The sequence below is a fragment of the Sphingomonas sp. F9_3S_D5_B_2 genome (assembly GCF_054263715.1).
In genome coordinates this window covers 932,760-950,623 of the sequence record NZ_JBSZFB010000001.1, presented here as the reverse complement: position 1 = coordinate 950,623, position 17,864 = coordinate 932,760, and the positions used below count along the sequence as shown (strand labels likewise).

Below are 17,864 nucleotides of genomic sequence, written 5' to 3'. Positions count from 1 at the left end.
AGAGGGGGCGCGATGGCCGATGAGCGGCGCTTCTACGAGGTTCCCAGTGCGGGCGAGCGGCGCTCGGCTCCGGCGGCACTCCGCAATCGCGAGCACATCGGGCAGGTCCTGCGCGAGTGGTTGCCGAGCTCGGGCCTGGTGCTCGAAATCGCGAGCGGCAGCGGCGAGCACGTCATTCACTTCGCCGAGACCTTTCCAAGTCTTGAGTGGCAGCCGAGCGACGTCCACCCCGATGCGCTTGCCTCCATCGGAGCGTGGCGATCGTTGTCCGGCCTCACGAATGTTCGCCCACCCGTGCGAATCGACGCGGCAGCCTCCGACTGGTGCATCCGAAGCGCGGATGCCGTGCTCAGCATCAACATGGTGCATATCAGTCCGTGGCAGTCGGCTCTCGGCCTGATCGGGGGCGCTTCCCGGCTCCTCTCTGCCGGCGCTCCACTCATCCTCTACGGGCCATGGCTCCAGTCGGGAGTAGAGGCCGCACCGTCCAACCGGGCCTTCGACGCCGATCTGCGTCGCCGCGACGCCGCGTGGGGCCTCCGTCTCGTGCAGGACTTTGCCGATGCGGCAGAGCCATGGTTCGAGATCGCATCTATTCGCGAAATGCCGGCGAACAATTTGATGCTGCTTTTCCGGCGCACTGCCGCGGGGTGTTAAATGAAGCTTTACCCTCGCGCGGGTAGGTAAGGCGCATGGACGAGAGCAGCATGACGCACAATCGGCGTTCGCGCCGTTCGCCGGTATTTCTGCTTGCGACGATTGAAGTCGCGGGCGGGGCGGAGACCGTAAAGCTTCGCAACCTCTCCGAAGACGGCGTGCTCGTAGAGGGCGATGTTCTTCCCGAAGAAGGCGCAACGACCTTGTTCGAACGCAAGGAGCTGCGCGTGCCGGGGCGCATCGCCTGGGTCCAGGGACGCTATGCCGGCGTCGCTTTCGACAAGCCACTAAAGCCGGAGGATGTGCTGAGGCACGTTCCGGCTCCTCGTCCTGCGGTCAAGGTCGATCATCGGCGGCCCGGCCTCGCCTCGCGCCCGCTTACGCGTGAAGAGCGCAAGTCGATTGAGCTGTGGATGGCGACCGGCCCGGTGTCCCGGCCCGGCGAGTGATCACCCCGCGGCCCGCAACCGGGCACGCTCGTCCTGAAGCCATGACACCAGTGCCGGCAGCGGCAGCACGCGATCGAATATGATCCCGTAGCAATCCTCCTCGCGCCAACGGACTTTCCCGCTGCACGGCTGAAGACCGAACAGGCTGACCGTCACCTCCGCGCCGACGCCGATCGCCGCCCGACTGGCAACCTTGATGCCACCCTGAGAGATGTTCACGGCCCTGCAGCGGTGCGTCACGGCGCCTTCGCGGATCCAGCCGGTGCATCCGATCTCGACACGCGGCATCCGCGGCCGAGGTCCTTCCACGGAGAGCGACAGCAGGTCGAGGACGTCGATCGGCTGCTCGAACTCGACGCCGACGAACCCGTCGCGCACCCAGCGGGCTACGCCGGTGACGGGCTCACCCTGCTTGAGTTCGACGGTCACCGCGCGACCGGCAGGCACCTCGCAATAGGCCCGGATCAGCATCCCACCCGCCGAGATGTTCTTGATGAGGCAAAGCTCGCGCCGTTCGCCGATTGTGATCGACCCGACGCGAAGCAGGCTCAGGTGGCGCTCGCCCGTTCGCCGGTCGGGCGCTGCAGGAGTGCCTTCTCCAAGCGAAAACACAGTCGTCTCGATCGGCTGTTCGTCCAAGTGAAGCTCCAATGGCGTGATTGCCGTGTTCACGGCACGTCCCCACTGCGCACGACTATGCGCGAAGAGCCTTACCAGTTCGTTGCCCAAAGAGCTGTTTGTCATCCGAAACGGACAGGTGTATCCTCCGGTCAGAGGAGGCCTGCCCAATGCCTCACGTGTTGTCGATCATCGGTTTTGCAGCGATCCTGATCCACGCGCCGGTCAGATCGCAGACCGTGGATTCACTGATGCCGACGGCGCCCCTCGCAGTTCCGATAGACCGCGCCAGCCAGACCGAGGACGTTCGGTTCGCGTCCGATCCGGCATTGCGGATGACGGTAGGTGTGATGGTCGGGGGCACGGGACCCTACCGGTTTGTCGTTGACACCGGCGCTGATCGGACGGTGGTTTCGAGCGAACTGGCGGCGAGACTGAACTTCGCGTCCGCCGGATCGGCCCCGTTGCACAGCATCGCGGGGGTCTCGCCGGTCGCAACGGCAACGGTCCCGACGCTGCAGCTCACGCGCAAGGTCGTGCGCAACATTGTGGCGCCGGTACTTCACGGTGCGAACATAGGAGCTGACGGCATCCTTGGGGTGGACGCGCTCCGCTCCCAACGGATCGTTCTCGATTTTCGGGCGCAGACTATGTCGGTTGTGCCCTCGGTTTCGGACTCGCGCGACGATCAGGACACGATTGTTATCGAGGGCCATCGCAAGAACGGTCGCCTCGTCATCACGGAAGCCAACGTCAATGGCATCCCGGTGACCGTCGTTCTCGACACGGGTTCGGAAGTGACCATCGGCAACGATGCACTGCGGGCGGCCTTGTTCAAGCACGGCCGCGGCAGCGCTTTCCGACCGGTGGAGCTCCAGGCGGTGACCGGTCAGATACTCTGGGGTGAGAGTGCGTCGGTCGACCAACTCGCGATCGGCGGAGCGACTTTGGAGAACCTCGACGTCGTATTCGCCACCGCGCACATCTTCTCGCAACTGAAGCTCGATCGAAAACCAGCCGTACTGCTGGGAATGGATGCAATGCGCGCATTCCGCAAAGTGTCGATCGACTTCGCTGCGCAGAAACTGCGTGTCGTCGTTCCCGAGCATAGCGCTCTGCTGGTCCAGCTTGCCTGGCGGAGCTGAGGTAAGCCGAGGCGTCTAGCGGCGGGAGAGCGGCGCGGATATGCAGAGGGCATGGACGCGCGCACTAAGAAGCACGAGGTGGTCGAAACGGAGGAAGAGGCGCTCGTCCTCGCCGAATCGATCTCCGCCAAGCGGGACCGGCTGCTCGCGTCGCTGACGCTGATCGCCGGCATCGGCCTGGTTGTAGCGATCCCGTTCGCGCTTCGCGAAGGCGCAGAGTTCTTCATGCCTGTCTCGGCGGCACTCGTGGTGGCGATCGCTCTGGTGCCGCTACTCGAGTGGTTTGAACGGCGCGGCATCCCGTCCAAGGCGTCTGCCGGTCTGTGCGTGATCGTCTTCCTGCTGATGGCCCTGTTCGCGATCGGGTCGATCCTGATCCCGGCGACAGACTGGGTTGCGCAGGTGCCAGCGCGCATTCCCAAGGTTCGGCAGGCGCTCGAGCCGGTGATTCAGCTCTACAAGCACCTGGACAAGTTCATCGACCGGACCACGGCGCAGATTGCGATCGCGCCGACGCCGGCGACCCACACAGTTGCGGTCGAGACTCCGCACTCGATGCTCGGCCTTCTCACCAGCTCTGCCCCGCATCTGCTCATCCAGCTGTTCTTCGCGCTGTTGGTGATCTTTTTCTTCCTCGCCGGCTGGACTGCCATGCGGAAGAAAACCATCGTCAGCCGCGGCAGCTTCGAGGGTGCGCTCACCACGGCCCGGGTGATCCAGCAGGTCGTCGACGCGACCTCGACCTACCTCGGCACGATCACGCTCATCAACGTCGGGCTCGGTGCGCTCACGGCAGCGGTGCTGTGGCTGCTCGGCATGCCTTCGCCGATCATGTGGGGCGGCATCGTCGCCGTCGCGAACTACATCCCTTACCTGGGGCCGATCGTTTGCGCCCTGCTTCTGCTGCTCGGCGGTCTGATGACCTATCCGGACGTGTGGGGCGCGTTGATGCCGCCGGCGGCGTTCATCTGCTTCCATCTCGTGGAAGCAAATTTCTTCACGCCTATGGTGGTCGGTCATCGCCTCACGATCAGCCCGCTGTCGATCCTTATCTCCCTTTCCTTCTGGGCCTGGGTCTGGGGCACGACGGGAGCTCTGCTCGCGGTTCCGCTTCTCATCATCATGAAGACCATCTTCTCGGCAGCGGGCACGCCGGACATCGCCGGCTTTCTCTTCGAACATGGCACGCTCACCCACGTCGGCGACCCGGACGAAGAGGAGGAGGACGCCAGGCAGGAAATGGAGCCCGCCATGGTTGACACCCCCAAGCCCGTTTCCTAGTTGCCGCCCACGCCAAAAACGCGGGTGTAGCTCAGTTGGTTAGAGCGCCGGCCTGTCACGCCGGAGGTCGCGGGTTCGAGTCCCGTCACTCGCGCCACTATTCGCAACATGAAGAAGTGGACTAGACGCTAGGCAATGGCCGCAGACGCGTCCGCCTATGCCGTCCTGGGCCTCAAGCCGGGTGCCGACTGGAACTCGGTCGAGCGCGCGTACAAGATTCTCATCAAGGCTCACCACCCGGACCGGCCCGGTGGCGACTCCGGCCGCGCGGCGGAGATCAACCGAGCTTATCGTGAGCTGCGCCAAGCGCGGTCCTTGCCGGCGGAAGAAGGCGACACCTGGCGCGGGCCCGAGCCACTCCTTGACTACCCGCGGCGTGACCACCGCTGGTTTGCGGCTGCGGTGGGAGTGACCGTTTGCGCTGGTCTCCTGGCGCTGCTGGCAGTTCCCGCCGCCAACCTGGTGGATGGTTACCGCATGCGTGCGTCGCCCGTGGCTGTGATCCACCCTTTGCGACGTCCTGTCGTCCGTGCGACGGACCCGATGAGTGAGCCGCTGAACGATGCTGCGATCCAGCAGGCGGTTGCCGCCGCGGCCCGTCTCGTGCGGACGAAGGACGAGGCGCCGCTGGCAGAGGAAAGCCGCAAGTGCCATGCCTTGCTTCGCGCTCGCCCGTCCCTCGCCCAGCTCGACCGCTGTGCGGCATTCGACGATGCCGTCGTGCAGCTGCAGGATCGCGATCCGCTTCATGATGACGGGCCGTTCGGGCAGGTCGCGCTGACGGGCAGGGAGATGAGCGGCGCCAGCCCGCTTTCGGACGATTATCTGGCGATCGACGGACGGCTCGATCGCATCAGGCTCGAGGTTGAACTGGCCCTAACGCCGCCGGAACCGCCAGCACCCGTGGCGGCAACGAACAATCTCGAGGACTAGGGCTTGACCGGGCTTGTGCTCGCTGCACCGGGGGCGGCGGTGGACCCCAGCGGCTTCTCGTCCTTTGCAGCAACTTCGCTGGAGAGTGCCCACTTCAGATTGTCGGTCGCCTCGAACTTCTTCGTATAGTCCTCGTGCGGCGCCTCCTCGGCCGCTTTGTGGCCGACAAGGTTGAAGCGAACGGCGACCTTCTTGTCGCCGCGCATGGAAGGTTCGAGCTGGATCGCTTCCGCGCCTGGGATCTCCGCGACGGCATTCACCACCGTGCTGCTTTGACCACGCGCTGCGGCATTGCTTGCAGCTGCCGCTACTGCAGCATCGCGCAACGCCACCGCATTGGGCTCACGCCCTGCATAGCGCTCGTTGAACGCTGCCGGACTGCCCCAAGTGCCGGCCCACCGGTAGAAGATGTGGGCGCCGACGACGGCATTCTTGGTCAGCGTCGAAGCCCAGTAAGGCACCACGTAATTCGCGTGATAGTGTGTTGCCCAGCCGACCGGTGCGAAGACGGCGCCATCCAGCGCCTGCTCGGCAATCAAATAAGCACGCCGCCAGCCAGCCGCGTCCGGCCGGCGATACAGCGACCCGTCGCAGGTGAAGGTGAACTGGCAACCCGTCGGGCGGGTCGAGCCCTCGTAGACAACTGCGCAAACGCTGGAGGGAAAAGCGGGGTGACGAACGCGGTTAAGCACCACCTGTGCCACGGCGCGCTCGCCGTCATCATCCTGACTGCCCGCTTCATAATAGACCGCGCTCGCAAGGCAGGAGAGGGCCTGCGTCTTCGCGGCGGCATTGCCCTTGAACGCGAAGGCCGCGGCCGCAGGGTTGGGGCCGTTGTCGACCGGAATGTCGGCATTGACCTTGAGCGCTTGGTCCGGTGCGAGCTGGCGCACCAGCAGCGGCGGCGCCGCGGGAAGCTGTGCCTCCGGATGTGCTGCGCTGCGACCCGGAAGCTCAGGTGTGGACTGTGCGGCGCCGCCGATCGCGACGGCCGCGGCCATGGCAAGCAGTCCGAACCCGAGCGTCTCGCGCGGGTAGACTCGCCAGGCATTCGCCAAGCGGAATTTCAGCCCCGTGAGGGGTTGGACAAGAGTCGCTGCTTTCGGCATTTCCCTGTGTGATATAGTGAAATAATACGCCCGGTTCAATCTCGGGGGGCTGGATCGGCCCTGCGAACACGCCCGGTGACGACCCATCTCACCAACGGTTTCAACGGTATAATCCAGACTATTCCCATGACAACGTAGAACAGCGCCTGAACCAAGATAGGCCAGCCTCCTACGGTCGGCGAAACGCTTGCGACGAGTACCGCCCAAACCGCGATGAGCAGAAGAATGATCGCGACGCCTGCGAGCGAGCGGCTGGAAGGAGGCGGGGAGGCCACCCCTGCGGCCTAGGCGCTTGGCTGTCCGCTGTCAGCACGAGACGTCAGCTTCGAGCAATCGTCACACGAAAACCCCCGGATGAGGATCTCATCCGGGGGCGTTCTTATAGGTCAGGTTGTTCGAGCCTCAGGCCGGTGTTTACTGGCCGCGCTCCGGTGCCGGCGTTGGCGGCGGAGGAGGCGGTGGCGGCGCAGGGCACGGATCCGTCGCCATGATCACCGAGCCGTCGGGGCAGGTTTGCGTCGCAGGAGCCGGCGGTGGCGGAGGAGGCGGCGGCGGAGGAGGCGGCGGCGGCGGGACCACCGCAGTGCCGAGGTTGAAGACCAGACTGGCGAGCAGGCTGTTGGACTTGTACTTGCCCATCAGCGTGTAGGAAGGCGTCGCTCCGCACGTCGTCTGGCAAAACCGACCGAAATCCAGGCGCGAGGTCTGGAAGTACTTGTATTTCAGGCCGAAATCGATGCTCGGGCTAAGCGGCGCACGAACCTCGACGAGTGCCTGCCAGGCGAATGCATTGTCTTCGTCGCGGAAGGCGAGTGCGCTCGTGGGCGTCAGCTCGGTGTTGTACTTGACGCGGGCATAGCCGCCCCCAACGCCGAATGAGCCAGTCACGCCCGGTCCGCCGACGTCCAGCAGGACGTTCATCATGCCCGAGCCGACAGTGCTGCGACCGCCTGCATCAGCGCGTCCGGTCAGGTTGGCGTTACCAACCGCTTCAGCAGCGGAAATGTTGATCGTGGCGCTTTTCAGCGAGGCCCGCTTGAGGGCTGCCTCCGCTTCGAGACGAAGCATGCCGAAATCGTATCCGGCGACGAAATCGCCTTCCAGGCCGTACTTGTGCGTAAGCCGAAGGGCCCGACTCGATGAGGTCGTTGCGTTGGTGTAGCGAAGCTGCAACATCTGCGGCTTCACAACCCCCAGGTCGATTCCAATGTAGGCCGATCCGTCGCGGGCATTTGCCGAAGTCGCGATGAAAGTGGAAGCGATTGCGGCCGCAATGGTCAATTTGCGCATGGTTTTCCTCCCCGTTTGCAGCAGGAACTGCATACAAGAGAAGTACACGAGGCCGCATTGGGCACAAGGTGAGCATCTCTCGCGACTGTTGCCCAAAGGCCGCAGTGGGGCCGATTTCATTGGCGAAGTGCCGTTGCGTGAGTCGTCTTCGACTCGGCGCTACGCGACTTCCGCAAACCACTCGATGCCATCCGGCGACGCGAAGCCCTGCAGCGGCACGTCCCAATCATCCGCTGGGATCAGGCCGGTGACACGTTGGTTCGCCCAGCCGATGCCGACCAGCCGAGCACCCGTCTTTTTCAGGCGGGTCAGGGCGCGGTCGTAATGGCCCTTGCCGCGGCCGAGCCGGGTGCCGCGGGAATCGATGGCCAGCAACGGCACCAGGATTAGGTCGGGCTCGACGACGGGCGCGTTCAGCTTGGGCTGCATCATGCCGAACGGCCCCGGCTGTAGCGGATCGCCGGCACGGAAGCGGAATGGCTTGGCCGGATGGTCGAACGCCGGAAAGGCGACGATCGAGCCGACCGCTCGCGCTTCCTCCATGGCGATCAAAGGTGAGATCTCGCTGCCGATGGGAGCGTAACCGCCTACGACGGCGCAGCCGGCACATAGAGAGGTGAGGTGCTCCGCGAGGCGCCGCTCAAGGAGAATCCGGTCGGCATCCGAAAGCGTGCGCACGAACGCCTTGCGCGCGTCGAGCGCAGCTTTGCGCAGCGTGTCCTTGGGCTGCTGCTGCATCTCAGGCCCCGGCTGAACCGGCGGCCCGGGCGTGAAGGGAGGTGACGGGACCACCATGGCCGTTTGCCCTAAAATCCTCTGACGCCAAAACGTCAGGTGGGCGCCGATTGCTCCGGACCAGGGTCCAAAGCAGGGTCAGCTCCCAAGTGGATTTAATCGCCTCAGGGATTTTCCGAAGGCTCGCACCGGGTAGTGCCCGTCATCCCCAATCTAGAGATTCGCGGCCTCGCGCTCAAGGGCCTCCGCGATCGACTCGAGGCGACCGGCAAGGGCATCTGCCCGGTTGGCGAGCGCCGGGTCTTCCGGTGCGGGTGGCGGAGGGGCTGCGGCTTCGGGCTTCTTCTCGATGAGCTGGTCGGCAAGAAGCAGCGACGCAAACAGGAACTGCCTGGCTTCCGACAGGCTTCCCAGTCCAGCGAGCGCCTCCCGGCTCTTGCCGTCGACGAGGCGAGCAGCCGACCGCAGGTTCTCTTCTTCGCCGTCGCGGCAAGCGACCTGGTAGGTGCGCCCGGCGATCGTCAGGTCGACCATGCTCGGCATCAGGCGGCGGCCTCGCGGATGAGTTCATCGAGTTCTTCGACAACTTCGCGCACTTTGGCCCGGAGTTCTTCGTCGCGCGGCGCCGCAGCAGGCCGGCGCGCGTCGAGCGCCCGCTCGATGCGTTGCAGCGCCCGCTCGGCGCGGTCGAGAGCGGCGGAAAGCGGCTTATCGTTCACGAAATCGCGGTAACGCAATCTGCAGCCGCCCCGCAAGCATTGACGCCTAACGGCTCACCGACCAAAGGGACCGTGTCGTCGGCCCGCCCGATCCAGCGCGTGGCCGCATCCTCGACGGAGCCCCGATGCAGCCCACCGACCGCCGCCTGGCCAATGCCATCCGGGCCCTCGCGATGGACGCCGTCGAAACCGCGAACAGCGGCCATCCCGGCATGCCGATGGGCATGGCCGACGCCGCAACCGCGCTGTTCACGCGTCACCTGAAGTTCGATGCCGCCGATCCGAACTGGCCAGACCGCGACCGGTTCATCCTGTCGGCAGGCCACGGATCGATGCTGATCTATGCCCTGCTCTACCTCACCGGTTACGAGCGGCCGACTCTGGAGGACATTAGGCGCTTCCGCCAACTCGGCTCCCCGACCGCCGGCCACCCCGAGAATTTCGAGCTTCCGGGCGTCGAAGTCACGACGGGTCCGCTGGGGCAGGGCGTTGCGATGGCGGTCGGGATGGCCATTGCCGAACGCCACCTCAACGCAGTCTATGGCGATGAGCTGGTGGACCATCGTACCTTCGTGATCGCGGGCGACGGCTGCCTGATGGAGGGTATCAACCACGAAGCGGTGGGCCTCGCCGGCAACCTCCAGCTTGGTCGACTGATCGTCCTGTGGGACGACAACAGCATCACGATCGACGGCTCGACCGAGCTGTCGCGGAACGAGGATGTCGTTGCCCGCCACCAGGCGGCGCAGTGGCACACGGTCGAATGTGACGGTCTCGACGCCGCCGATGTCAGCCGCGCGATTGCGGAAGCGACGGCGGACCCGCGCCCGAGCCTCATCCGCTGCCGCACGATCATCGGCTATGGCGCCCCGAACAAGCAGGGCACCGCCGCAACCCACGGCGCCGCTCTGGGCAAGGATGAGGTCGAAGCCGCACGGGCCGAGCTCGGCCTCGACCCGGAAGAATTCACTGTCCCCGACGACGTGCTGACGGCGTGGCGCGGAGCCGGCAAGCGGGGCAGGGTCGAACACGCGCTGTGGAGCGACCGGCTCGAGGCAAGCGGCCGCAAGACCGACTTCCTCGCGCGCCTCAATGGCAAGATCAGCGACGCCTGGCTGCGGCCTTATCTCGACAAGCTGCTTGCCGACCTGAAGCCTGTTGCCACGCGCAAGGCGTCCGAGATGGCACTCGAGGCGATCAACACGGCTATTCCGGCAACCATCGGCGGGTCTGCAGACCTCACCGGTTCCAACAACACGAAGACCAAAGCGCTGGAGCCGCTCACCGCGCAGAATTACGCCGGGCGCTACATCTATTACGGCATCCGCGAATTCGGCATGGCAACGGCGATGAACGGCATGGCACTGCACGGCGGCGTGATCCCGTACGGCGGCACGTTCCTCGTGTTCACCGACTATGCCCGGCCCGCGATCCGTCTTTCCGCACTCCAGAATGCGCGAGTCATTTACGTGATGACTCACGACTCCATCGGGCTCGGTGAGGATGGACCGACGCACCAGCCGATCGAGCACCTGCAAAGCCTACGGGTCATTCCCCAACTCGAAGTCTATCGCCCTGCGGATGCGGTCGAGACCGCCGAATGCTGGGCGCTTGCGCTTTCAAGCGAGCAACCCAGCGTCCTCGCGCTGACCCGTCAGAACCTGCGGCCAGTCCGTACCTCGGCCGCCGCCGAAAACCTCTCGGCTCGGGGCGCCTACCGGCTCAAGCCAGCCGGTAACCCGCGCAAAGTGATTCTCATCGCGACCGGGTCGGAAGTGGAGATTGCTCTGGATACGGCCGAGCGGCTCGAAGCCTCGGGTGTCGGCGCGGACGTCGTCTCGATGCCTTGCACCGAGCGGTTCGACGCCCAGCCTTGGGATTATCGCGAGGACATCCTCCCGGACGTCAGCAACCGGGAAATCCTGCGCGTATCGATCGAGGCGGGAACGACGCTCGGCTGGGAGCGCTACACCGGCCTGCACGGGCTTCGTATCGGGATCGACCGCTTCGGCGTTTCGGCTCCTGCGCCCGACGCATACGACTATTTCGGACTGACCCCCGACAAGATCGTCAGCCGCATCACGGACTTCATGAAGCAAAGAGGCATTCAATGACCAAAGTTGCAATCAATGGCTTCGGCCGCATCGGCCGCCTCGTCGCCCGCGCAATCCTCGAGCGGCCCGACTGCGGACTCGAGCTGGTCACCGTCAACGACCTTGCCGATGCGAAGGCGAATGCCTGGCTGTTCAAGCACGACAGCATCCACGGCAAGTTCCCGGGTGAAGTCACGACCGACGGCAACGACATCATCGTCGACGGCAAGCGCATCCATGTTACTGCCGAGAAAGACCCGGCCAAGCTGCCGCACTCAGCGAACGGGGTCGACATCGCGCTCGAATGCACCGGCTTCTTCACCGATCGCGAAGGCGGCGAAAAGCACATCCAGGCTGGGGCCAAGCGGGTCCTGATCTCCGCCCCGGCCAAAGGCGTCGACCTCACCGTCGTTTACGGGGTGAACGACGACAAGCTCACCGCCGAGCACCGCATCGTCTCCAACGCTTCGTGCACGACCAACTGCCTCGCGCCGGTCGCCAAGGTGCTGAACGATGCGATCGGCATCGAACGCGGCCTGATGACGACCGTGCACGCCTACACGAACGACCAGAAGATCCTTGATCAGATCCACAAGGACCTGCGCCGCGCTCGCGCTGCAGCGATGAACATCATCCCGACGACGACAGGCGCTGCCCGCGCGGTCGGCGAGGTTCTCCCCGAGCTCAAGGGCAAGCTCGACGGCTCCGCCGTCCGCGTGCCGGTTCCGGACGGAAGTCTGGTCGACCTGACCTTCACGCCGAAGCGGGACACCAGCCGCGAGGAGGTGAACCAGGTGCTGAAGGCTGCCGCAGAGAGTGACCGCCTGAGGGGCGTCCTCGTCTATTCGGAGGATCCGCTGGTTTCGTCGGACATCGTCCACACGCCGCAAAGCTCGACGGTCGACGGACTCGAGACAGCCGTCCTCGAGGGCAAGCTGGTCCGGGTGGTCAGCTGGTACGACAACGAGTGGGGCTTCTCGAACCGCATGATCGACACCGCGCACGCCATGGGCAAGCTGGGCTGAAGTGAGCCGGTTCAAGACCCTCGACGACCTGCCGGATGACCTCACCGGCAAGAAGGTCCTGCTGCGTGTCGACCTGAACGTACCGATGCAGGATGGTGCCGTCAGTGACGATACGCGGCTCCGCGCTGCAGTGCCGACGATCGCCGAGCTGAGCGATCGCGGTGCTATCGTGCTGCTGCTGGCGCACTTCGGTCGGCCCAAGGGACAGGTGCGCCCCGACATGTCGACCGCGCAGCTCGTCATGCCGCTTCACAGACTGACTGGCCGCTCCGTCCGGTTCATCGAGGACTGCCAGGGGCCGCAGGCGGAGCGAGCGATAACCACCATGCTGCCGGGGAACGTCGGCATCCTCGAGAACACCCGCTTTCACCTCGGCGAAGAGAAGAACGATCCGGAGCTTGCCAGGGCCATGGCTGCACTCGGCGACTATTATGTCGATGACGCCTTTTCAGCGGCGCACCGGGCGCACGCCTCGACGGAGGGCATCACGCACTTTCTGCCGAGCTTCGCAGGGCGTGCGATGGAGGCGGAGCTCAAGGCGCTGGAACGCGCCCTCGGCGATCCGCAGCGGCCAGTCGCAGCGGTCGTCGGCGGCGCCAAGGTCTCGACGAAGCTTGCCGTGCTCGGCCATCTGGTCGGCAAGGTCGATCACCTGATCATTGGCGGCGGCATGGCTAACACGTTCCTCGCGGCGCGCGGGGTCAATGTCGGCAAGTCGCTCTGCGAGCATGAGCTGACTGGAGAGGCCGAGAGCATCTTCGGCCGTGCCGACCAGGCCGGCTGTACCATCCACCTGCCTTACGATGTGGTCGTCGCGAAGGAATTCGCGCCCAATCCACAGAGCCTCAGGACCTGCAACGTGCACGAGGTCCGGGGCGACGAGATGATCCTCGACGTCGGACCGGCCGCTGTCGAGGCGCTTGCCGACGTCCTGAAGAATTGCCGTACGCTGGTTTGGAATGGCCCGCTCGGCGCCTTCGAAACGCCGCCGTTCGACACGGCCACGGTCGCACTCGCGAAAACCGCGGCAGCGCTGACGACGGACGGATCTCTGGTCTCCGTGGCCGGCGGTGGGGACACCGTGGCCGCGCTGAACCATGCCGGCGTTGCGGACGATTTCACCTTTGTCTCGACCGCGGGCGGTGCATTCCTGGAATGGATGGAGGGGCGAACGCTTCCTGGAGTAGCGGCGCTCGAGCGAGCCTAGTTGGGCGTTGTCGAAGGCTGACCGCCGGGTGCCGGCTCTTTCAGAAGCGGGATCAGCAGGGCGTTGAGATCATCGAGGTCGAATGCGCCCGAATGAGCGTATCGGAGGACGCCGCCCTTATCGATCACGTAATTGGTCGGCAGGGCCTGAACATCGCCGAACGGCCCCCGAATGCGATCAGTTGGCGAGATCGAAAGTACGTCGAACAGGTGCTTGAGCTGAGACTTCGGCACGCTGTCCTCAGTCGCCACGGCGAAGACCTTGAGCGGCCAGCCGCGCTTCGCGGCGGCGACATAATAGCCGTCCAGCAGCGGTAGCTCGGTCCGGCAGGGAGCGCACCAGGTTGCCCAGTAATTGAGCACCACCACTTGGCCGCGAAGCTGTGAGAGGTGAACGCGCTGTCCGTTCGCAAGCACCAGGAGAGCGTCGGGAGCCGGTTGCCCGACCTTAAGCCGCGAAGCGTCAGCACCGCTCGCTGCCAGCACAAGCGCGACGGCCGCAGCAATCATCCTAATGTTCATGACTCATCCCCCCGTGGGAAGCTTCACCCGATGCTGCCGCCCGTCAAGGCTTGTTGTTCAGGCCGCAGAGGCGGGCTAGGGGAGCCGCCAATCAGAGGGGATGCGTGGTGACAATGAATCACTCGGAAATGGCGAGCAGGATTGAACAGGGAGACGGCTTCATCGCCGCGCTCGACCAGTCGGGCGGGTCAACGCCGAAGGCACTCCAAGGCTATGGCGTCGAGGAAGGCGCCTGGGGCAGCGACGAGGAGATGTTCGGCCTCATCCACAAGATGCGCGAACGGATCATCACCGCGCCCTGCTTCGGTTCCGGAAAAGTCATCGGCGCAATCCTTTTCGAGCGCACGATGGACGGAACGGTCGCCGGCAAGCCGACCCCCCAGGCGCTTGCGGACCTTGGCGTCGTTCCCTTCATCAAGATCGACAAGGGGCTGGAGGCCGAGGAAGACGGCGTCCAGCTGATGAAGCCGATGCCCGACCTCGACGCGCTGCTGGTCCGCGCCAAGAGCCTTGGCGTGTTCGGGACCAAGGAGCGGTCGGTGATCAACGTCGCCAATCGCGACGGTATTCCTGCGATAGTGAACCAGCAGTTCGAGGTTGCGCGGCAGGTGCTCGGGCACGGGCTCGTGCCGATCATCGAGCCGGAAGTGAACATCAAGAGCCCGTCGCGGGACGAAGCGGACCGCATTCTGCTTGCCGAGCTTAGCGACCGTCTCGACGAACTGCACGAAGGCGAGCGGGTCATGCTGAAGCTCTCGCTGCCCGCGCAGGCCGGCTTGTACAAACCGCTGGTCGACCATCCCAACGTGCTTCGCGTAGTCGCGCTTTCCGGCGGCTTTTCGCGCGAGGAAGCCTGCCGCGAACTGGCGCGTAATCCCGGCCTAATCGCCAGCTTCAGCCGCGCCCTCCTGTCGGACCTTCGCCATCAGCAGAGCGACGAAGAATTCAACGGCTCGCTCGAAACGGCGATCGACCAGATCTACGAAGCGTCAGTCTCCGAACTTCCGGTCTGACCTTGGACGAAGTCACCCGCGATTTCGCGCAGGAGTTCGCTCTGGTGGAGCGGGGGCCGTGCAAGCTCTACCTGATCAGCCCGCAGGAGGTTGGCGGCAGCTTTCCCGTCCGGCTCAAGGCAGCGCTGGAGCCCGGTTTCGCGGCGGCATTCCAGCTTCGCGTGAAGCACGTCGACGAACATTCGCTGGCGAAGCTGGCCGAGCCGCTCCAGCGCATCTGCGCCGATGCGGAGGTCGCCTTTATCGTCAACGACAGCATGAGCCTGGCCAAGCGGCTTGGGGCTGACGGCGTTCACCTGGGCCAGGAGGACGGCGATATCCGTGCAGCCCGAGCGCTGCTCGGGCCGGACGCGCAGATCGGCAAGACCTGCCACGACAGCCGGCACCTCGCGATGGATGCCGGTGAGGCAGGCGCGGATTACGTCGCGTTCGGTGCCTTTTACCCGACGACGACGAAGCCTTCCGATTTTCGTCCCGACCCTTCGATCCTGACCTGGTGGGCGACCGTGTTCGAGATCCCGTGCGTCGCGATTGGCGGCATCACGCCGGACAATGCGAAGCCACTGGTCGAAGCCGGCGCCGACTTCCTGGCGGTAAGCCAGGCCGTGTGGGGCGAAGACGATCCCGCCGCTGCCGTTCGCGCCTTCGAAGGGTTCGTCAGCTCCTGATCCGGAACGCGGCGCGACGCGTCGCCGTTGATGGGCCGAAGGAGATCAAGATGGCAGACGACAAGAAGCCGATGCCCGCGGACGGGACCGACGGCGCAGGCGAAGCGGTCGCGAACGAGGAGAATCCGCCGAGCAGCGGCCGGCCCGACATGGACGAAAACGCAGGCCAGTCGGCAGGCGGCGCCTACCCGAACCCGCACACGGGCAAGGAGAGCGCCGGCTTCCACGGCGGTCAGAGCGGGATGGGCTATTTCGGCAAGGGCCAGCTCGGCGACAAGGACGTCGGGGAGACTCCGAATGCGCCGGCCGAAGAAGACTGATCAGCGGCCCAGCTGCCGCACCATCGACTTCAGCGTCTGGGCGTCGTGGATGGCGTTGCCGTGGATGTCGTTGTTGAAATAGCACCAGACGGCGCGGCCCTGGCGTGACTGGTCGAGGATCCAGTCGGTCCAGTTCAACAACCCCTCGTCGGAATAGCGTCCCCAATATTTGCCTTCGCCCCCGTGGAAGCGGACGTAGGCGATCGGCCCCACGGCGACGCGCTCTGTCTTCGAACCGTGCATGTCATGGACGCAGAAGGAAGCGCCGTACTGATCGAGAAGCGCGTAGGTTTCCGGCACGTACCAGTCCGGATTGCGGAACTCGAAGACGTTGATGAGGTCGGCGGGGACCGTCTTGAGGAAGTTCTCGAGTCGGACGAGGTCGAGCTTCAAGTTAGGCGGAAGCTGGTAGAGCAGGGGCCCCAGCGTGTGCTCCAGCCGCCGCGATAATGCTGCAAATTCCTGAACCTCGTCCGCTACTCCGGCGAGTTTCTTCAGATGCGTTATGAAGCGGTTGACCTTGATCGCGTAGCGAAACCCCTGGGGCGCTCGCTCGCGCCAGCCCTCGAATGTCGAGGCGAGCGGCAGGCGATAGAAGCTGGCGTTGATCTCGACGGTGTCGAAATCCTCGGCGTAGCGAGCAAACCACCGCTTCTGCGGAAGGCCTTCGGGGTACAGGATCCCGCGCCAGTGCTTGTAGACCCAGCCGGAGCAGCCGATGTGGATCGCGGCAGCGCTGTTGTCAGATACAGTTGTTCCGTTCATCGTTGCACCTCAACAACGCTTCTGCGCGAGGGTTGCGAGAACGCATGATGAGGATACTCGGTACTGCCATCGTCACTGCTGTGCTCACAGCGGTCGTGGTCAGCGCGTTCTGGATCTGGTTCTACAATTCGGTGGCTTCGAACCCGCCGACGGTCGCTCGCAACGGCCCCGTCGTGAGCGTCAAGCCGCAGAATGCCCCTGCGGTGCAGATCGCGGAGCAGATCCAGCTTGCGCCGTCCGGCCTTGCGCTGCCCGTCGTTGGCATTCGGTCACAGCAGCTCACTGACACCTTCGATGCCGCGCGGTCGCAGGGACGGCGTCATGACGCCATCGACATCATGGCCGCCGAGCGCACGCCGGTGATCGCCGCGTCCGACGGTACGGTCGAGAAATTGTTCAACAGCGTCCGTGGCGGGATGACGATCTACGAGCGCTCGCCGGACCAGAAGTGGATGTATTACTACGCCCACCTGTCCGCCTATGCGCCGGGGCTGCATGAAGGACAGCAGGTGAAGCGCGGCCAGGTGATCGGGCTCGTCGGCCACACCGGCGACGCAAGTCCTTCGGGTCCCCACCTCCACTTCGCCGTGAACACGATGGCGCCCGGCGAGCGGTGGTGGAACGGCACGCCGATCAATCCTTACCCGCTGCTTGCCGGGAAATAGGGCAGCGGCTAGGAGGCGCCCCAATCTGCCGGCTTCGCCAAGCGGTCCGGTGGCCGGCTATTTCCACCATCTCCCAAGAGAGACGACATGAAGATCAGCGGCGTGGACATCCGTCCCGGCAACATCATCGAATATGAAGGCGGCATCTGGCGCGCGGTGAAGATCCAGCACACCCAGCCCGGCAAGGGCGGCGCCTACATGCAGGTCGAGATGAAGAACCTCATCGACGGCCGCAAGAACAACGTCCGCTTCCGCTCCGCCGAGACGGTCGAGCGCGTTCGCCTCGACACCAAGGATTTCCAGTTCCTGTTCGCCGACGGCGACATGCTGACGTTCATGGACAAGGAAAATTACGAGCAGATCAGCCTTCCGCGCGACCTGCTCGGCGACGCCGCAGCCTTCCTTCAGGACGGCATGGACGTGGTGATGGAGCTCTACGACGAACGCCCGATCAGCGTTCAGCTTCCGGACCAGATCGAAGCGACGATCGTCGAGGCGGACGCCGTCGTGAAGGGGCAAACCGCCTCGTCCAGCTACAAGCCGGCGATCCTCGACAATGGCGTTCGCGTCATGGTGCCGCCGCACATTGGCGCCGGGACTAGGATCGTCGTCGACGTCTACAGCCAGGAATATGTCCGCCGCGCGGACTAG

The 17,864-nt window shown here is 64.8% G+C and carries 22 protein-coding genes and 1 tRNA gene; 14 read left to right on the top strand and 9 right to left on the bottom strand.

Annotated elements, in window-relative coordinates:
• Positions 1–12: 12 nt before the first annotated feature.
• Complete coding sequence (locus ACUXST_RS04635; RefSeq protein WP_458388764.1) at positions 13–657, top strand: DUF938 domain-containing protein; 645 nt, start codon at positions 13–15, stop codon at positions 655–657.
• A gap of 35 nt (positions 658–692) precedes the next feature.
• A complete protein-coding gene (locus ACUXST_RS04630; protein WP_458388763.1) occupies positions 693–1,106 on the top strand; it encodes a PilZ domain-containing protein in 414 nt (137 codons plus the stop codon).
• On the opposite strand, the gene ACUXST_RS04625 is transcribed toward ACUXST_RS04630, so the two are convergent.
• A complete protein-coding gene (locus ACUXST_RS04625) occupies positions 1,107–1,778 on the bottom strand; it encodes a PilZ domain-containing protein (RefSeq protein WP_458388762.1) in 672 nt (223 codons plus the stop codon).
• Between the two features lie 116 nt (positions 1,779–1,894).
• On the opposite strand from ACUXST_RS04625, the gene ACUXST_RS04620 reads away from it, so the two are divergent.
• The 4 genes from ACUXST_RS04620 (at position 1,895) to ACUXST_RS04605 (ending at position 5,083) form a co-directional block, all read left to right on the top strand.
• Complete coding sequence (locus tag ACUXST_RS04620; RefSeq protein ID WP_458388761.1) at positions 1,895–2,869, top strand: aspartyl protease family protein; 975 nt, start codon at positions 1,895–1,897, stop codon at positions 2,867–2,869.
• Between the two features lie 51 nt (positions 2,870–2,920).
• Positions 2,921–4,150 (top strand): AI-2E family transporter, encoded by a 1,230-nt coding sequence (locus tag ACUXST_RS04615; protein ID WP_458388760.1) that lies wholly within the window; start codon positions 2,921–2,923, stop codon positions 4,148–4,150.
• Between the two features lie 20 nt (positions 4,151–4,170).
• Positions 4,171–4,247: transfer RNA gene (locus ACUXST_RS04610), tRNA-Asp, on the top strand.
• A gap of 38 nt (positions 4,248–4,285) precedes the next feature.
• Complete coding sequence (locus ACUXST_RS04605) at positions 4,286–5,083, top strand: J domain-containing protein (protein WP_458388759.1); 798 nt, start codon at positions 4,286–4,288, stop codon at positions 5,081–5,083.
• Here ACUXST_RS04605 and ACUXST_RS04600 read toward each other — a convergent pair.
• The 6 genes from ACUXST_RS04600 to ACUXST_RS04575 form a co-directional block, all read right to left on the bottom strand.
• The gene (locus ACUXST_RS04600; protein WP_458388758.1) at positions 5,080–6,192 is read right to left on the bottom strand and encodes a cell wall hydrolase; all 1,113 of its coding nucleotides are present in this window, start codon (positions 6,190–6,192) and stop codon (positions 5,080–5,082) included. The genes ACUXST_RS04605 and ACUXST_RS04600 overlap by 4 nt on opposite strands.
• A gap of 35 nt (positions 6,193–6,227) precedes the next feature.
• A complete protein-coding gene (locus tag ACUXST_RS04595; protein ID WP_458388757.1) occupies positions 6,228–6,467 on the bottom strand; it encodes a DUF2842 domain-containing protein in 240 nt (79 codons plus the stop codon).
• Positions 6,468–6,606: 139 nt separating this feature from the next.
• Positions 6,607–7,482, bottom strand: a complete 876-nt coding sequence (locus ACUXST_RS04590; RefSeq protein WP_458388756.1) for an outer membrane protein — start codon at positions 7,480–7,482, stop codon at positions 6,607–6,609.
• 159 nt (positions 7,483–7,641) lie between these two features.
• Complete coding sequence (locus tag ACUXST_RS04585; protein WP_458388755.1) at positions 7,642–8,277, bottom strand: 5-formyltetrahydrofolate cyclo-ligase; 636 nt, start codon at positions 8,275–8,277, stop codon at positions 7,642–7,644.
• A 153-nt stretch (positions 8,278–8,430) separates the two neighbouring features.
• A complete protein-coding gene (locus ACUXST_RS04580; RefSeq protein ID WP_458388754.1) occupies positions 8,431–8,760 on the bottom strand; it encodes a cell division protein ZapA in 330 nt (109 codons plus the stop codon).
• Positions 8,760–8,936, bottom strand: a complete 177-nt coding sequence (locus ACUXST_RS04575) for a hypothetical protein (RefSeq protein WP_458388753.1) — start codon at positions 8,934–8,936, stop codon at positions 8,760–8,762. Before ACUXST_RS04575 ends, ACUXST_RS04580 begins: the two co-directional genes overlap by 1 nt.
• Positions 8,937–9,061: 125 nt before the next feature.
• On the opposite strand from ACUXST_RS04575, the gene tkt reads away from it, so the two are divergent.
• From tkt to ACUXST_RS04560, 3 genes are read left to right on the top strand one after another with little or no spacing between them, the layout of a single operon-like run.
• On the top strand, positions 9,062–11,050 hold the full coding sequence (tkt, locus tag ACUXST_RS04570; RefSeq protein WP_458388752.1) for a transketolase: 1,989 nt from the start codon (positions 9,062–9,064) through the stop codon (positions 11,048–11,050).
• Positions 11,047–12,054, top strand: coding sequence for a type I glyceraldehyde-3-phosphate dehydrogenase (gene gap, locus ACUXST_RS04565; protein ID WP_458388751.1), 1,008 nt, complete (start codon positions 11,047–11,049; stop codon positions 12,052–12,054). Before tkt ends, gap begins: the two co-directional genes overlap by 4 nt.
• A gap of 1 nt (position 12,055) precedes the next feature.
• Positions 12,056–13,261 (top strand): phosphoglycerate kinase, encoded by a 1,206-nt coding sequence (locus ACUXST_RS04560; protein ID WP_458388750.1) that lies wholly within the window; start codon positions 12,056–12,058, stop codon positions 13,259–13,261.
• Here ACUXST_RS04560 and ACUXST_RS04555 read toward each other — a convergent pair.
• Entirely contained in the window at positions 13,258–13,782 is a 525-nt protein-coding gene (locus ACUXST_RS04555) for a TlpA family protein disulfide reductase (protein WP_458388749.1), read from the bottom strand. The two genes, ACUXST_RS04560 and ACUXST_RS04555, sit on opposite strands and share 4 nt — an antisense overlap.
• Positions 13,783–13,910: 128 nt before the next feature.
• Between ACUXST_RS04555 and ACUXST_RS04550 the strand changes: the two genes are divergently transcribed.
• Genes ACUXST_RS04550 through ACUXST_RS04540 form a run of 3 tightly spaced genes read left to right on the top strand, consistent with a single transcriptional unit; the run spans position 13,911 to position 15,783 of the window.
• The gene (locus ACUXST_RS04550) at positions 13,911–14,795 is read left to right on the top strand and encodes a fructose bisphosphate aldolase (protein WP_458388748.1); all 885 of its coding nucleotides are present in this window, start codon (positions 13,911–13,913) and stop codon (positions 14,793–14,795) included.
• On the top strand, positions 14,792–15,463 hold the full coding sequence (thiE, locus tag ACUXST_RS04545) for a thiamine phosphate synthase (protein WP_458389011.1): 672 nt from the start codon (positions 14,792–14,794) through the stop codon (positions 15,461–15,463). Before ACUXST_RS04550 ends, thiE begins: the two co-directional genes overlap by 4 nt.
• A 50-nt stretch (positions 15,464–15,513) precedes the next feature.
• Entirely contained in the window at positions 15,514–15,783 is a 270-nt protein-coding gene (locus tag ACUXST_RS04540) for a hypothetical protein (RefSeq protein ID WP_458388747.1), read from the top strand.
• Here the strand turns inward: ACUXST_RS04540 and ACUXST_RS04535 are convergent, their stop codons facing one another.
• Entirely contained in the window at positions 15,784–16,548 is a 765-nt protein-coding gene (locus ACUXST_RS04535; protein ID WP_458388746.1) for a DUF72 domain-containing protein, read from the bottom strand.
• Positions 16,549–16,595: 47 nt separating this feature from the next.
• Here ACUXST_RS04535 and ACUXST_RS04530 point away from each other — a divergent pair, with 47 nt between their 5' ends.
• Together ACUXST_RS04530 and efp are read left to right on the top strand one after the other, a co-directional pair.
• Complete coding sequence (locus ACUXST_RS04530; protein WP_458388745.1) at positions 16,596–17,213, top strand: M23 family metallopeptidase; 618 nt, start codon at positions 16,596–16,598, stop codon at positions 17,211–17,213.
• Between the two features lie 87 nt (positions 17,214–17,300).
• Positions 17,301–17,864 (top strand): elongation factor P, encoded by a 564-nt coding sequence (gene efp, locus ACUXST_RS04525; protein WP_458388744.1) that lies wholly within the window; start codon positions 17,301–17,303, stop codon positions 17,862–17,864.

Excerpts from the sequence above, each read along its gene's own strand:
- ACUXST_RS04635 (WP_458388764.1), top strand. The coding sequence starts at position 13 with ATGGCCGATGAGCGGCGCTTCTACGAGGTTCCCAGTGCGGGCGAGCGG.
- ACUXST_RS04630 (WP_458388763.1), top strand. The coding sequence starts at position 693 with ATGGACGAGAGCAGCATGACGCACAATCGGCGTTCGCGCCGTTCGCCG.
- ACUXST_RS04620 (WP_458388761.1), top strand. The coding sequence starts at position 1,895 with ATGCCTCACGTGTTGTCGATCATCGGTTTTGCAGCGATCCTGATCCAC.
- ACUXST_RS04615 (WP_458388760.1), top strand. The coding sequence starts at position 2,921 with ATGGACGCGCGCACTAAGAAGCACGAGGTGGTCGAAACGGAGGAAGAG.
- ACUXST_RS04605 (WP_458388759.1), top strand. The coding sequence starts at position 4,286 with ATGGCCGCAGACGCGTCCGCCTATGCCGTCCTGGGCCTCAAGCCGGGT.
- ACUXST_RS04600 (WP_458388758.1), bottom strand. The coding sequence starts at position 6,192 with ATGCCGAAAGCAGCGACTCTTGTCCAACCCCTCACGGGGCTGAAATTC.
- ACUXST_RS04590 (WP_458388756.1), bottom strand. The coding sequence starts at position 7,482 with ATGCGCAAATTGACCATTGCGGCCGCAATCGCTTCCACTTTCATCGCG.
- ACUXST_RS04585 (WP_458388755.1), bottom strand. The coding sequence starts at position 8,277 with ATGGTGGTCCCGTCACCTCCCTTCACGCCCGGGCCGCCGGTTCAGCCG.
- ACUXST_RS04580 (WP_458388754.1), bottom strand. The coding sequence starts at position 8,760 with ATGCCGAGCATGGTCGACCTGACGATCGCCGGGCGCACCTACCAGGTC.
- tkt (WP_458388752.1), top strand. The coding sequence starts at position 9,062 with ATGCAGCCCACCGACCGCCGCCTGGCCAATGCCATCCGGGCCCTCGCG.
- gap (WP_458388751.1), top strand. The coding sequence starts at position 11,047 with ATGACCAAAGTTGCAATCAATGGCTTCGGCCGCATCGGCCGCCTCGTC.
- ACUXST_RS04555 (WP_458388749.1), bottom strand. The coding sequence starts at position 13,782 with ATGAACATTAGGATGATTGCTGCGGCCGTCGCGCTTGTGCTGGCAGCG.
- ACUXST_RS04550 (WP_458388748.1), top strand. The coding sequence starts at position 13,911 with ATGGCGAGCAGGATTGAACAGGGAGACGGCTTCATCGCCGCGCTCGAC.
- ACUXST_RS04540 (WP_458388747.1), top strand. The coding sequence starts at position 15,514 with ATGGCAGACGACAAGAAGCCGATGCCCGCGGACGGGACCGACGGCGCA.
- ACUXST_RS04535 (WP_458388746.1), bottom strand. The coding sequence starts at position 16,548 with ATGAACGGAACAACTGTATCTGACAACAGCGCTGCCGCGATCCACATC.
- ACUXST_RS04530 (WP_458388745.1), top strand. The coding sequence starts at position 16,596 with ATGAGGATACTCGGTACTGCCATCGTCACTGCTGTGCTCACAGCGGTC.
- efp (WP_458388744.1), top strand. The coding sequence starts at position 17,301 with ATGAAGATCAGCGGCGTGGACATCCGTCCCGGCAACATCATCGAATAT.